This window comes from Chloroflexus islandicus (assembly GCF_001650695.1).
Classification (GTDB): domain Bacteria; phylum Chloroflexota; class Chloroflexia; order Chloroflexales; family Chloroflexaceae; genus Chloroflexus; species Chloroflexus islandicus.
This window is the reverse complement of sequence record NZ_LWQS01000095.1, coordinates 1-14,009: the sequence shown is the minus strand read 5'-3', so window position 1 is coordinate 14,009 and position 14,009 is coordinate 1. Positions and strand designations below refer to the sequence as shown.

Annotated in this window: 9 protein-coding genes; 5 read left to right on the top strand and 4 right to left on the bottom strand. The window is 59.5% G+C overall.

The genetic code is table 11. The annotated features are described in order from the left end of the window. Window positions 1–1,229: 1,229 nt before the first annotated feature. The 3 genes from A6A03_RS17830 to A6A03_RS17820 all read right to left on the bottom strand — a co-directional run bounded on the left by A6A03_RS17830 (window position 1,230) and on the right by A6A03_RS17820 (window position 6,480). The gene (locus tag A6A03_RS17830; RefSeq protein ID WP_066790994.1) at window positions 1,230–2,546 is read right to left on the bottom strand and encodes an RtcB family protein; all 1,317 of its coding nucleotides are present in this window, start codon (window positions 2,544–2,546) and stop codon (window positions 1,230–1,232) included. A gap of 102 nt (window positions 2,547–2,648) precedes the next feature. Beyond that, on the bottom strand, window positions 2,649–4,265 hold the full coding sequence (locus A6A03_RS17825; protein WP_066790993.1) for a PAS domain-containing protein: 1,617 nt from the start codon (window positions 4,263–4,265) through the stop codon (window positions 2,649–2,651). A 262-nt stretch (window positions 4,266–4,527) separates the two neighbouring features. Further along, window positions 4,528–6,480 carry an alpha-amylase family glycosyl hydrolase gene (locus A6A03_RS17820; protein ID WP_066790991.1) on the bottom strand — a complete coding sequence of 651 codons (1,953 nt, stop codon included), beginning with the start codon at window positions 6,478–6,480 and terminating at the stop codon, window positions 4,528–4,530. A gap of 690 nt (window positions 6,481–7,170) precedes the next feature. Here A6A03_RS17820 and A6A03_RS17815 point away from each other — a divergent pair. Both A6A03_RS17815 and A6A03_RS17810 read left to right on the top strand, forming a co-directional pair. Then, window positions 7,171–7,944, top strand: a complete 774-nt coding sequence (locus A6A03_RS17815; RefSeq protein ID WP_066790989.1) for an ABC transporter permease — start codon at window positions 7,171–7,173, stop codon at window positions 7,942–7,944. Window positions 7,945–7,982: 38 nt separating this feature from the next. After that, window positions 7,983–9,026: an ABC transporter substrate-binding protein gene (locus A6A03_RS17810; RefSeq protein WP_066790987.1), complete on the top strand. Its 1,044-nt coding sequence runs from the start codon at window positions 7,983–7,985 to the stop codon at window positions 9,024–9,026. Between the two features lie 49 nt (window positions 9,027–9,075). Here the strand turns inward: A6A03_RS17810 and pepF are convergent, their stop codons facing one another. Continuing rightward, window positions 9,076–10,884, bottom strand: coding sequence for an oligoendopeptidase F (gene pepF, locus A6A03_RS17805; protein WP_066790985.1), 1,809 nt, complete (start codon window positions 10,882–10,884; stop codon window positions 9,076–9,078). A 589-nt stretch (window positions 10,885–11,473) separates the two neighbouring features. Here pepF and A6A03_RS17795 point away from each other — a divergent pair. The 3 genes from A6A03_RS17795 to A6A03_RS17780 form a co-directional block, all read left to right on the top strand. Next, window positions 11,474–11,806, top strand: a complete 333-nt coding sequence (locus A6A03_RS17795; protein WP_066790981.1) for a hypothetical protein — start codon at window positions 11,474–11,476, stop codon at window positions 11,804–11,806. A gap of 455 nt (window positions 11,807–12,261) precedes the next feature. Further along, window positions 12,262–12,621: a hypothetical protein gene (locus A6A03_RS17785; RefSeq protein ID WP_066790977.1), complete on the top strand. Its 360-nt coding sequence runs from the start codon at window positions 12,262–12,264 to the stop codon at window positions 12,619–12,621. A gap of 1,101 nt (window positions 12,622–13,722) precedes the next feature. Continuing rightward, a partial coding sequence (locus tag A6A03_RS17780; protein ID WP_216636363.1) for a hypothetical protein occupies window positions 13,723–14,009 on the top strand: 287 nt, incomplete at its 3' end.

The following is a 14,009-nucleotide window of genomic DNA, read 5'->3' as shown; positions in this document are numbered from 1 at the left end:
CAAAGCATAGCCACCAAGCGACACAAAAGACACGACCAAGCTTTGAGGTTTTTGTGGCTTTTCGTGGCCATTTTCCATGCTCCCACTACCACCGTTAGATGGGAACGATGGATGAGGGCATCAGCCTGTGTAGCAGGCTTCATCAGTTCCCTGCCCTACCATCCCTGAGCCGGATCGTACCGCTCCAGCGGGAGATTGCTTCGGTCGGGCGCCACCCAGCGCGGCTGGGTGCCGCCGCTCCCTCGCAATGACAGCCGGACAGCGGGCGCTGGTGTCCCCTCACCCCCGTCCCCTCGCCCGCTGGCGCGGGCGAGGGGCGCTACAACCTGCCGCGAGAGCAATGGCTGTACCGCCAACCAAGCGGCTCCCCCTCGGCGTCCGCTGCGCTCTCTGCGGTACCCCACCTCCAGCGGGTTGAGGAGCGGACAGAACGTTTGATCGAGTACAACTGTCGATCGCTGTACGATGCCGTAAAGGCCCGTGCTGCGCTCCCCATCACCCCTCCCCCAGCGGGGGAGGGGCACGGGGTGGGGGCATCAGCCCGCGCAGCGGGCTTCGTAACCCTAGCCCGGCCCTTCAGGGCCGGGTACCGGACAGATGTTCTGTCCGCCCTTAAACTCAGCGGGGGCTGGGAGTAGGGGCATCAGCCCGCGCAGCGGGCTTCGTAATCCTAGCCCGGCCCTTCAGGGCCGGGCCAAAGCATAGCCACCAAGCGACACAAAAGACACGACCAAGCTTTGAGGTTTTTGTGGCTTTTCGTGGCCATTTTCCACGCCCCCGCTCCCGCCGTTAGGTGGGAACGATGGGTGAGGGCATCAGCCTGTGTAGCAGGCTTCGTCAGTTCCCTGCCCTACCATCCCTGAGCCGGCTCGTACCGCTCCAGCGGGAGATTGCTTCGGTCGGGCGGCACCCAGCGCGGCTGGGTGCCGCCGCTCCCTCGCAATGACAGCCGGACAGCGGGTGCTGGTGTCCCCTCACCCCCGTCCCCTCTCCCGCTCGCGCGGGCGAGGGGCGCTGCTGCCTTCCGCAAGAGCAATGGCTGTACCACCAACCAAGCGGCTCCCCCGCTGCGTCCGCTGCGCTCTCTGCGGCACCCCCCTCCCCCAGCGGGGGAGGGGCAGGGGGTGGGGGCATCAGCCCGCGCAGCGGGCTTCGTACCCCTAGCCCGGCCCTTCAGGGCCGGGTTCCTTGCCCAGCGGGCACAGGCGGCGCACAGCCGTGCGCCGCTACTAGTCTTCACCGGGGGCGCCGGACATGACAACGACTAAGGGGCGCATGCGGGCAACAGGGCGAATTAAGCCGGCAGCGACTTGCACCTCCATCACCGCTTCGATATCTTTGTAGGCTAAGGGTGATTCATCGACGGCCAAACCGCGCACCAACACCCCCGCCTCCCGCACGACTGCCGCTGCCATTGCCGGCGTAATCGTCCGCCGCGCTTCCGAACGGCTAAAGCGCCGTCCCGCGCCATGCGCCGCACTGGCGAGCGTCGCTTTATCACCGAGCCCTTCCACAATATAGCTCGCCGTCGCCATCGAACCGGGGATAATCCCCAGTACCCCAGCCTCGGCAGGTGTAGCGCCCTTGCGGTGGATCACCAGACCATTCCGTTCTTCCCACGCAAAATTGTGATGGTTCTCGATCACCCGTTCTACCGGCACACCCAACGCCTTAGCAAACCGCTCGTGGATCACCTCGTGGTTGGCGCGGGCAAAATCACCGGCCAACCGCATTGACAATAAATATTCTTGGCCTGCTTCGCTCTCGGTGCTCAACCAGCCATACGTGCGCGGAATCCCCTTCGCGATCGCCGCCGTCTCGCGGTCGGCCAATTCGGCGTAGTAGTTGGCAATCTTCGCGCCGACGCCACGGCTCCCGCTGTGAGTCAACAAGCCAACAAACGGTTTGCCGGTATCGAGCCACTCGCCCACCACAATCTCGGCAAAATGGTTGCCGCCGCCTGAGGTACCAATTTGCAATTTCGCCAACTCATGCAGCTCGCGCAACAGTTTGGTCGCTCGCCAGCGTGGATCGGAAAGGATCGAGTGGGTCGCCACCGGCTTCTTGGGCGAACCGATTCCAAACACCGTCACCTTGGTGATCGTATCGAGCAAGTGTTGCCGTTCGCGCTGCGCATCGGCTGGCGTCATGCCGGCCAAGATCGATAAGTGCATGCGGCAACCGATATCAACCCCGACCTGATATGGCGCCACGGCGCGATCATACGCAATCACACCGCCGACCGGCAACGCATACCCTTGGTGAGCATCGGGCATCAACGCACCGCGGATCGCTGGCGGCAAGCGTAGAGCGGTGCGGATCTGCTCGATTGCTCCCGGTTCGACGAGATGCTCACCGATAATCTTCAGCGGCTGCGGCTTTTCACGCAACTTCAGCGCTTCCGGCGGTGCGCCGTAACGAGCGGCAACCTCTTGCCGCACGGCTGCCGGTTCCATCCCGTCGCGCAACATCTGGTTGGCTGTGCGGCAGATCTGGCGAAAGGCCGGATGATCGGCATAATCAGCTAATAGTTGGGCCGCTTTCATCAATCTCACCTCCTTTCTCGTTCACATTCCGCGACAAAGACGCTCAGTGCGGCAGCGTTGCTGCCGCACTGAGCGAGAAGGTTATGGCCAACGCCAATCCAATTATACGCCAACCATCGCCCGATCACCATTACGCTGGCGCAGCGCAAACGCAATCCCCTCTTGCAGGTTGGGCTTGGCGATCATACTCGCCAATTCAGCACCAATATGCACCAACGTCTGCGCCACTTCGGGGCCGATCCCGGTAATCACCACCTGCGCGCCGAGCAACCGCGCCGCTTGCGCTGCCCGCATCAGCGCGCCGGCTACCTGCGTATCCACCACCCGTACACCAGTAATATCGAGGATCGCGATCCGTGCCCGATAGCGTGCCACCCCTTCCAGCAAGGTCTCCATAATCTGGGCCGCGCGATTGCTGTCAATGGTGCCGATAATCGGCATCGCCACCACCTGATCGGCAATCGGCAACAACGGCGTGCTCAGTTCGCGCAACATCGCCTGCTGCGCCTCAATCACCTGCTCTTGCATCCGGCGGCGCTCTTCTTCCAACCGCAACTGTTCGCTGATGTCACGATTGATGGTGGCAAAGCCGATAAGCTGGCCGCTTTCGTTAAAGACCGCTAACCCAGCCGCATTCACCGTAATAGTGGCGCCATCCCGGCGTAAATAATCAACTTGGACATTCGCTTTACCGCCAGCCAACGCAAGCCGGGTCAATTCTGGCATCTGTTGTAACGTTTGGGGTGGTAAGATGGCTTGCGCCGGCATCCCAACCAGTGATTGGTAGCCCAACATATCGAGCATCGCCGCGTTGGCGTAGGTAATCACTTGATTGGTGTCAGCGACAATAATCCCATCCGGCGCATTATCAACTAACGCCTTAAAGGTACGTAACTCATTGGCCTGCCGCCGCTCTTCGGTGATATCTTCATACATCGCCAGCACGCCAATCACCTCGCCATCGCGCACGAGCGGCAATTTGTTGGTACGGAGCCAGATTTGCGTCCCATCGACGCGAGTCAACGGCTCTTCGATATTCAACTTCGGCCCGTGTTCCATCACCGCCAGATCGTCGGCCCGGTATAGGGGGGCCTGCTCAACCCACGGCATATCGGTGTCAGCCTTACCAATGATATCAGCGAGGCTAGCGATCCCAGCATCTTCCAGCAAGCGCCGGTTAGCGCCTAAATAGCGCGAATCGCGATCCTTCCAGAAGATCGCCTGCGGCAAACTGTCAATCACCAATTGCAACATCGCCCGGCTTGCTTCCGCCTCGCGCCGCGCTTGCTCAATCGGGCCGACATCATAGGCAGTGGCCGATGCACCACTATAGTTCCCCGCGTCATCGTAGCGCAACGCCACCGTCCATAACCCGTAAAATTCGCCAGTCTGCGGCGATTGCACCCGGCATTGAAACATCAGGCTCGGCGCACGCACTTGGATGGCTTCGAGAAACGCCTGCTGCGCCCGCGCGCGATCTTCAGCCGCGAGAAAACCCAAGAGTGAACGGCCGGCCCAGCCATCGCGCGTGATCTGAAAGACCCGTTCAGCGGCCGGATTGAGGTAGCGGATGGTTCCATCAGCGTTGAGATCGACCACCAAGACATTCGCCGTCTCGATCAAGTTTTGCCAACGAGAGAGCTGTTCCTGCAAAGCGGCGACTTGCGCGCGTAAGTGTTCGACCTCGCCAGTGGAAGAAGGGGGAAGGTTGTCGGCCATATCAATCCTTGGTGCTGAATATGCTGAACGGTGCAATTGGCGCGATAAAGATCACACCTAGTATATCTAACAATATTCATTTAGACAAGCGACACAATTGTCAAAAACGAGTTAAAATTAAAAATAAAAAAAGATTAGCATTATCAAAGATTACGCATACTTGCCAAACATTTGGCTGCTTCAGTATTTCTCACCTTATATCGTAGAGACGTTGCCTTGCAACGTCTCTACGATACGCCATACAGTATCTCGTTGCGGCGATTCACCGCATTGGCGTGAGCCAAACAAACTGGTACGGTTGCAAAACCAACGCTTCGTTGGCCGAAATTGCGCGCTCTGCTACCACATCGAACAATTCGACGCCGGGGCCGTACATGCGCAAGAGGTTACCGGCAATCGGCTGCGGGTATTCCGAGAAGTTGGCCAACGCCAATACCCGCTGTGATCCCGCTTGCCGCACGTAGGCCAGCACGTGACGGTTGTCGCTGCGCACGACCTCCATCGCGCCATCGCGCAGGGCTGGCAACGACGTGCGCAGCCGGATGAGCCGCACCAGCTCGCCAAAGATGCGTCCCGGCACGGTCGCGGGGTCGTGCCGTTGATCCATACCGGCCTGATTGCGGGCGGGCCGGTGAACCCAGCGGCTGTCAACGGCTTTGGCCGGATCGGTCACATAGCTGTAGTCGTTGACCGTCCCCACTTCATCGCCGAGATAGAGCAGCGGAATGCCGCCAATGCTCAAGATGACGCTGTGCAAGAGCACGATTCGCCGGATGGCAGTATCGATCATCTGCGGATCACCGCTGCCCAACGCCTGCTCCAACCCGGCCAACGAAGCCAGCGTGCCCGACACCCGCGCATCGCCGGTATCGGGGTTTTCTTGAAACGGCAAGCCGCGGGCAAACGAACCGGCGAAGCGACCAGTATAGAAGGCATTGAGAAACTGGCGATGGCCCCACGGATCGATCCCAACGGCACGCGCATCATTGTCGTCAAACGTCCAGCCAATGTCGTCGTGCGAACGCAAATAATTGATCCACGCGCACCCTGCCGGCAAACGGAAGCGATGGCTGAGCGAATGGGCCAACAACTTGACCTCGCGCGTCGCCAACGCCTCCCAAAGCAGCGCCATCAGCAGCGGATTGTACGAAAGCTGGCACTCGTGCGGGCTAATGTAGCTCAACACATCGTCAGGATGGACAATCGCCTCGGATTTGAAGAGCAGCGCCGGGGCGGCCACTCGGGCAATCGCGTTGAAGGCTTGAATGATCTGGTGCGCTTCCGGTTGGTTCTCGCAATTGGTACCCAGCCGCTTCCAGATGAACGGTACCGCATCGAGGCGCAGCACCGCCACCCCCAGATTAGCGAGGAAGAGCATCTCAGCGGCCATGGCCCGAAACACCGCTGGGTTAGCGTAATTGAGATCCCACTGGAAACTGTTGAAGGTAGTCCACACCCAGCGCTGCATATCGGGCCGCCACGTGAAGCTGCCACGGCGCACGGTGGGGAAGATTTCGCGCAGCGTACGCTCGTAAGCGTCGGGCATTGTGCGATCGGGAAAGAGGAAATAGAATTCCTGATAATCAGGATCGCCGGCCTGCGCCCGCCGCGCCCATTCGTGTTCGTCAGAGGTGTGGTTAAAGACGAAATCCAGTACCAGACTCATCCCGGCCCGATCGAGTTCTTGGGCCAAGGCGGCCAACTCTGCGGTCGTACCGATGTGCGGATTCACCTCGCGGTAGCTGCTCACCGCGTAGCCGCCGTCGTTGTTGCCTTCCGGCGCGGCAAACAACGGCATCAGATGCAAGTAGGTCAAGCCTAACTCATTGAAATAGGGGATAAACTCGCGCAGCCGGTTGAGCGTGCCGCAAAAGCGATCGACATAGAGCACCCCTCCCATCATCCGTTCCGACTGGAACCACTCGCTATCGGCTTCGCGCACGGCATCGCGCTGCTTAAGCCAGTGTGGCCGTTCGTGCCAGCTTTGCGCCATCGCGATCAACAGTTGTTCGAGATGATAAAAGAAGTCGTATTGGGTGCCGTACAAGCCGAGCAACAACTCAAACAGACGCGGCCATTCCCGCCGCAATCGCTGCTCGAATGCGGCCCAATCAGTGGCATTGCCGCCGGCAGCCGCAAATGCCTGCTCAACCCGCGGCAGCAACCGGGCCAGCGACCGCGCCGCTTCGCGTGGTATTCGTTCCCATTCGTGCATACGCAAACCTCACCACTTCACTGCCCGCTCTGGCAGTGGTTTCCGGCGCAAGTATCGCCGAAAACGGTGAAACTGGCAATCGCTGCCGGCGTTGCCCCCTGTCATTGCGAGCCGCCACAGGCGGCGAAGCACTCCCCCCCGTGCTCCCTATGTCATTGCGAGCCGCGCTCCGCGCGGCGAAGCAATCCCCCGCGAGCACGGAGCGTATCCCCTCAGGCATGGATTCCGCTGAAGCAGGAGATTGCTTCGGTCGGGCGGCCCCCAGCGTGGCTGGGTACCGCCACTCCCTCGCAATGACAAACGGCCCCTGTCATTGCGAGCCGCCACAGGCGGCGAAGCACTCCCCCGCGAGCACGGAGCGTATCCCCTCAGGCATGGATTCCGCTGAAGCAGGAGATTGCTTCGGGGGCTGGGTACCCCGCTGCGCGGGGTTGCCCCACCCCCTCGCAATGACAAACGGCCCCTGTCATTGCGAGCCGCCACAGGCGGCGAAGCAATCCCCCGCGAGCACGGAGCGTATCCTCTCAGGCATGGATTCCGCTGAAGCAGGAGATTGCTTCGGGGGCTGGGCACCCCGCTGCACGGGGTTGCCCCACCCCCTCGCAATGACAAACGGGCACGTCCCCGCTCTCCGCCGGTCATCACGCATGGCGGTGACGCCTGCACCGCTTCATGGTAAGATAAAGCGCTATGGAAACGATGACTACGCCACCAAACCTGTTTCGCCGTTTCGTCCCGGCGCTGGCGCTCGGCATCGCGCTCTTGGCGGCGCTCGAATGGGGCCTGCCCGCCGCCGGCATCCCGGCGTACCTGTTGCCGCCGCCCTCGCGGGTGGTCGCTGCTGCCCTCCAACCCGAAGTGCGGTTGCTCGACCATACTCTCACCACCGCCAATGCAGCCTTGATCGGCCTTGCAGCCGGCACGCTGATCGCCTTCACCCTCGCCATCGCCTTCCTCTTTGTGCGCCCGCTCGAAGATGCTCTCTACCCATGGGTCTTGCTCGGCCAGAGTTTGCCCTCAGTCGCCTTGGCACCGCTGCTTACCATTTGGCTAGGTGAAGGGCTTGCCCCCCGCGCAGCAATGGCCGCCCTCTTCGCCAGCTTTCCCCTGCTCATCGCCACCATCAGCGGACTCCGCCGCCCCGCGCCCGAACAATTGGCGATGATGCAAGCGTATGGCGCGTCACAATGGCAAATCCTGCGTCTGCTGCGCCTGCCGGCGGCGCTGCCGTTTATCTTCAGCGGGATGCGCGTCGCTGGTGCGTTGGCTGTGATCGGCGCATTGGTCAGCGAACTCTCCGGTGCCGGTCGCGGCCTTGGTTACCTGATCACTACCTCGACCTACCGGCTGGCCACCGACCGGGCCTTTGCTGCAATCGCTGCCGCCGCAGGGTTGGCGCTGACCCTCCACGGCCTGTTTCTACTGCTCGAACGCACGATTGTGTATTGGGAACGAGAACGGTAATCGCGGCGTAGTTTTATCAGACGGAGTGAGGATTTGTTATGTCGCACCGTTACCGCTTATCATTGGCGCTTTTTCTACTACTCGTGATCGTATCAGGTTGTGCTAGCCCGAATCCGGCTAGCAATGCCATTTCGGCAACGAATGCCCCGGAAGTCACCGATGTATCAATGCGTCTGCAATGGCTGCCCCAATTCCAGTTTGCCGGCTATCTGGTGGCCGAAGCGCGCGGTTATTACCGTGACGCCGGCCTCAACGTGACCATCTTGCCCGGCGGGCCTGACGCCGTGCCGCTGCCGCTGGTCGCCACCGGCGCGAACACCTTTGGCAGCACTGGCGCTGATACCATCTTGATCAGCCGTGAACAGGGGATCGAGGTTGTCGCACTGGCGACGTGGTTCCAAGCCAGTCCGGTCGCGTTTATGGTGCATCGCGACAGCGGCATCCGTTCGCCGCAAGACTTTGTTGGCCGGCGGGTGGCGATGTTCTACGGTGACAACGTGGAGACTGAATACCGGGCGCTGCTGGCTGCTACCGGCGTTGATCCGGCCAGCATTAACGAGATTCCCGGCGACTACAGCCTTGCCCCCTTCCTTGAGCGGCGGGCCGATGTGTGGCCGGTCTACGCCACCGACCAACCTTACACGGCCCGCGCCGCCGGCGCCGAGATCGATCTGATCGTGGCCCGCGATTACGGCGTCGAACTGATGGGTGATGTGCTCTTCACCACCGCCGAATTCGCCCGCAAGAACCCCAACACCGTGCGCGCGTTCGTCCAAGCCACGCTGCGCGGCTGGCAAGACGCGATCACCGATCCGGCAGCGGCGATCGACATCATTCTTGCCCGTAGTCCTGACTTCGACCGCGGCCATCTTGAGTTTGAAGCGACGGAAACGATTAAATTGCTGCGCTACGGCATTGGCGCACGATGTGCCGGAGCCAGCGACCGGCAGGCATGGGCCAAAGAGGCCGAACTGCTGCGATCGCTGGGGGTGCTGAAAACGGCAGTTGATCCGGCGACGGTGTTGGTCACTGATGCGGTTGACGACTATTACCGCGCGCGCGGCATTGAATGCCGGCGTTGAACACGAATGGGGGACGCACCGCCGTGCGCCCCCCCACTCGTCCATCCCGTTACGGCGCCAACTGTTCCAATTGGCTGACCAATTCGGCAAACGTATCCATCGCGGCCTGAATCGGCGCCGGCGAGGTCATATCAACGCCGGCGTCGCGCAGCAGATCGATGGACGAGCGTGACGAACCGCTGCGCAAGAAGCGCAGGTAGCGATCAATCGCCGGCTGGCCCTCATTGATAATCTGCCGGCTCAACGCCAACGCCGCCGAGATTCCGGTCGCATACTGGTAGACGTAGAACTGGTAGTAGAAGTGCGGAATGCGCATCCACTCATAGGCCAGCTCGTCGTCGATCACTAATTCGGGGCCGTGGTAGCGAGCCACCAACGCGCGGTAATGCTGGCTGAGCGCATCAGCCGTCAACGGCTGGCCGCGCTCGGCTTGCTCGTGCATCCACAGCTCGAAAGCGGCAAACATCGTCTGGCGGAAGATAGTGCCGCGAATCTCTTCGATCTGCTGGGCCAGCAACCGCCGCCGCAACGCCTCATCAGCGCCGCTTTGCAACATGTAGTGGGTCAACAGCGCCTCGTTGAGCGTCGAAGCGACTTCGGCGACGAAGATGGTGTACTCGCCATAGACGAACGGCTGGGTGGCGCGGGTAAAGTACGAATGGAGCGAGTGGCCCAATTCGTGGGCAAGGGTAAAGACATCGCGCAGCCGGTCTTGGTAGTTGAGCAAGATGTAGGGCGGCGTGCCATACGAACCGCCGCTATAGGCCCCGCTCCGCTTGCCCACATTCTCGTAGACATCGATCCAGCGCCGGGTAAACATCTGCTCGAGCGCCGCGCCATACTCATTACCCAACGGGCGGAAGGCCGCTCGCATCAGATCACACGCCTCACGGTAGGGAATCGTCATTTCCACATCGGGCACTGGCTGCACGTAGAGATCATAGAAATGCAGCTCATCCAACCCCATCAGCCGCCGCCGCACCGCCAGATAGTGATGGAAGCGCGGCAGATTGGCTTCGACGGTTGCGATCAGGTTATGATACACCTCGACAGGGATTTCATTCGGAGCCAGCGCCGCCTCCAGCGCCGAGCCGTAATTGCGCAGCCGGGCCTCGATCACATGCGAGCGGATCGCCGTGCCGAGAGTGGTGGCAAGCGTGTTGCGGAAGGGCAAAAACGCGCTGTAGTACCCCTTGAACGCATCACGCCGCACCCGCCGGTCAGGACTTTCGAGCAAGCGGCCATAGCGCGCATGCGACAACTTCACCGGCTGGCCCTGTTCGTCCTCAATCGTCGGAAACTGCAGATCCGAGTCGGCCAGCATCGAGAAGGTCGCGTAAGGCGCGCGGACAATATCGCTAAACGCCGCCATGACCTGCTCAACCTCCGCCGAACGGATATGCGCGCGCTGGCGGTTCAGCTTCTCTAAGGCATAGCGATACACTTGCAAGCCGGGGGTAGCCGCCAACCACTCGTCCAGCGTCTCAGCCGGGATCGTCAAAATCTCTGGCTCGATAAACGCCAGCACCGCTTGCATCCGGGCTGCAAAACTGCTCGCCCGCTCGGCCAACCCCTGCCCCACCGGATCGGTGCCATCGCTATCCTTGCGATGCAACGCATAGATATACAACGCATACAACCGGCGCGCCACCTCGTCGCGCAGGGTCAACGCTGCCAGCAACTGCGCCGGCCCCTGCGCCAGCGTCCCTTGCAAGGCGGCCAGCTCTTGCGCGCGCGCCTCAACCGCGTTGAGTTCTTGTTCCCACGCGGAGACATCGGCGAAGATTTGCGACAAATCCCATGTATATTCGACCGGTATCTCCGATCGCGCCGGGACTTGGTTTGCGGTAAGGGTCATGGTTATTCCTTTCGTCATGGGCACAACGCTGTGCCGCTACAGTCACCCTGTGCGCCATTATACCTGACTCGGCAAGGGATTGCGTGGGGGATGCAGCTCTCACCTGCAAAGGGAACAAAAACGTCGTAGAGCCGGACGGCTGTCCGGCTCCACAAAGACGCAGAGATTCTCAACGTAGAGGGCGCAAAGCAAAGGACGCAAAGATGTTTGGGGATGGCGATCATCCGCGGCGGCCCTGCACCCGCAGCAGTGAACCTTCCCCTCCTCCAGCGGGAGCGGGGCCGAGGGGTGAGGACGTCAACGCAGAGGCGCAGAGGGGGCAAAGGTGCAGAGACTTTTAACGCAAAGGCGCAAAGGACGCGAAGATCGCAGAGGTTTTTGGGATGGGGAGAGGGGGAGATAGGGAGTATCTTTATCCTTTACGCCCTATCTCCCGCGCTTGTGGGAGATAGGGCGGCTAGCTTCCGATAGAACACAACGTTTCTGTTCAGAGCGATGGTCATCCCAAGAAGATTATATTATTTTTGAGACACGATCATTGTCGAGTCTGAACAAAAGCAGACAGTGCTAAAGCATATCGGAGTAGACGATGAGTGTGCTTCTGCCTGACCAACGGTTGTGGGCAACGAATCGGTGGATCGCTCGCCAGTTTTTCGCTGATGCGATCCAATGGATTGATGCAGCGCCGGCATTAGCGGGCGAGATCAGGTTTTGCCTTGAGGCGGAACTGGACACCTTGGATCTGCGCTATGCTGATCGGGCCACGTTGCAAGCGTTTGCCGCACTGGTCAAAAAGGTGGTTGATTATCGTACAGCCATGGGTGCGAGTGACGTTGCTGAACACAACGATGTTCTCGTATACATGTCGAAACTGATGGAACTGAGCCAATTGGTTCAAGCAACGCTCGTTCCATGTTCATAAGCGTATGTTTAAAGGTGTCGCAGCTGCCCGCATTGCGCGCCGGACGATCAATCAGCTTAACGACATGATTGTGGAGGTTTGGCTGACCGTGCAAGCAATGCCGGAGCACGATCAGCGTACGCAAGTAATAATGGTCTGCGTGGCGCCGCCGGCGCTGCTTAGCGTCGCTACGACCAATTCGACTTCCCATACGTCCCTATTCTGCGTTAGGTTTCGCCTCTGACTTAGATTGGCGCCAACCTCTCCCATCCGCTGAAGATGTCTCCAACGCCATTGTCGCTCTCTTCAAACCCATCGTCAAGCGACTGTCGAAAGGCAAAGGCAGCGATCGTTTAACCAAACTCCTTCAAGAGATGGCGAGGGATCCAAAGGTATCAAACCGTTTGCAAGCGATTTTCAGCAATTTCTTGCCACACCCTTAGCTCATTCCATGGTTATATAACCCGAAAGTGTGGATGACTATCCTCAATGAAGGGCCGGAGTTTGTCGATCTGTTGCTAAAGCATAGAGACGATGCGTTGAAAGCCACCGGCGTATTAGAGAAAAACGCTTACCCTGTTCTCAAACAGTATGATGAAATTGCATCGATACTGGGAGCGAACCAGATGTTGAAAGAACTTAGCGCCGATGACGATACAACGCAGCAAGTAGCCCGTACTATTGAACTGATCAAAGGCTTGACACCTCTTCCGAAACATATCTCTGTCCGACAAATTCAAGAACTTGTCAATCTCTGCGAGAAAAGAGAACCACCATGGTCAGACGGGCTTAACAACATGGTTCTTCATGTACACAAACATTCAAATAATTTCTGAAATTTAGTTCACCATGAAACAAATTCACACAATGTTTAAACCAGATTCAAGAATTCACGAATTTGCAACAAATGGAGATTACTTTAATCCACAGAATGGTATCGAAATAAAATAATAAAAGGTAATCCAATACCCTTTTGAGTTATGAAAGGCAACTCCGATGCATCACAAACATCTCGTTTGTCGTGTATGCGGTTATTTAAACGAAAATCCTCCTTGGGGAGAAGATGGGAAGTCGCCATTATTTGAACTTTGCCCTTGCTGTGGGGTGGAGTTCGGCTACGAGGACGCAACGCCACAAGCTGTACGCGCATATCGCACGAAATGGCTGACCAACGGAGCGCAATGGCTCATACCGGAACGCAAACCAACAGACTGGGATTTGGAAGCGCAAATGGCGAAAATTCCAGAGGAATACAGGTAGGCCAACGCTAGCATATGCGATTCAAAGCCGCAAAGCGCGCAAAGGCGCAGAGATTCTTAACGCAAAGGCGCAGAGGACGCAAAGATCGCAAAGGTTTTGTGGGATAGGGAGGAGGAAGATAAGGCGTATCGTTCCTCCTGCCAACTCCCTATCTCCCTCCTTCCACCCTCACCCCCAACCCCTCTCCCGCTGGTGCGGGAGAGGGGCGCTGCTGCCTTCCGCGCCTGCCCTACCGTGCCCGCTAGTCAGCGGCTCCCCCTCTCCCGCCGTCAGGTGGGAGAGGGGGCTAGGGGGTGAGGGCGTTAACGCAGAGACGCAAAGCGCGCAAAGGCGCAGAGATTCTTAACGCAAAGGCGCAGAGGACGCCAAGATCGCAAAGGGTTGGAAAGGTGTCGCTCCCACCGCGCCCACCGCAACTCCGATTTGGTTTGGCGAGTTTTTGCGCAATACCAGAGGTTGGAACGGTGTCGCCTCTGCCGCGCACACCGCAACCCTTGTTTCTTGTTCGTGCCTTGTGTGGTTTTTTGTGGCTATTCGGCGCCCTCGGCGGTGAACTCCACCTCTCCCCTCCCCCAGCGGGGGAGGGGCCGCTTTCGGGGGTAGGTTTTTGAGGTGAGCCAGCCTACCTCGTATCATGGAATGGATGTACCAATTCCACCATGATTCGGAGGTACAGCATGACTCACCAAGAGGCAGTATCGGAATGGACAGCATGCGTGTCAAGCAACTTGCCCCACCTCAGCGCCCCGCAGGCGACGGTGCTCGCGTGGTGGAGGTTCGGGATCGCGTGTACCCGGTCGGGTGGTCGCTTGACGGTGGCCACCGTTCTCGCGTTGCTCCGCACCCAGCAGGTGGCGACCATCGAGCAACGGTGGTACGAATGGTGGGTCGAGGCCCCACGCAAGGCCGGTACGCAGCGCCAAACCCTCGCTGTGACCACCTGTTTTGCCCCTCTCCTCGCGTG

What these genes read in the sequence shown, in the direction of transcription:
- A6A03_RS17830 (WP_066790994.1), bottom strand. Translation starts at nt 2,546, where the DNA reads ATGAAAGCGGCCCAACTATTAGCTGATTATGCCGATCATCCGGCCTTT.
- A6A03_RS17825 (WP_066790993.1), bottom strand. Translation starts at nt 4,265, where the DNA reads ATGGCCGACAACCTTCCCCCTTCTTCCACTGGCGAGGTCGAACACTTA.
- A6A03_RS17820 (WP_066790991.1), bottom strand. Translation starts at nt 6,480, where the DNA reads ATGCACGAATGGGAACGAATACCACGCGAAGCGGCGCGGTCGCTGGCC.
- A6A03_RS17815 (WP_066790989.1), top strand. Translation starts at nt 7,171, where the DNA reads ATGGAAACGATGACTACGCCACCAAACCTGTTTCGCCGTTTCGTCCCG.
- A6A03_RS17810 (WP_066790987.1), top strand. Translation starts at nt 7,983, where the DNA reads ATGTCGCACCGTTACCGCTTATCATTGGCGCTTTTTCTACTACTCGTG.
- pepF (WP_066790985.1), bottom strand. Translation starts at nt 10,884, where the DNA reads ATGACCCTTACCGCAAACCAAGTCCCGGCGCGATCGGAGATACCGGTC.
- A6A03_RS17795 (WP_066790981.1), top strand. Translation starts at nt 11,474, where the DNA reads ATGAGTGTGCTTCTGCCTGACCAACGGTTGTGGGCAACGAATCGGTGG.
- A6A03_RS17785 (WP_066790977.1), top strand. Translation starts at nt 12,262, where the DNA reads ATGACTATCCTCAATGAAGGGCCGGAGTTTGTCGATCTGTTGCTAAAG.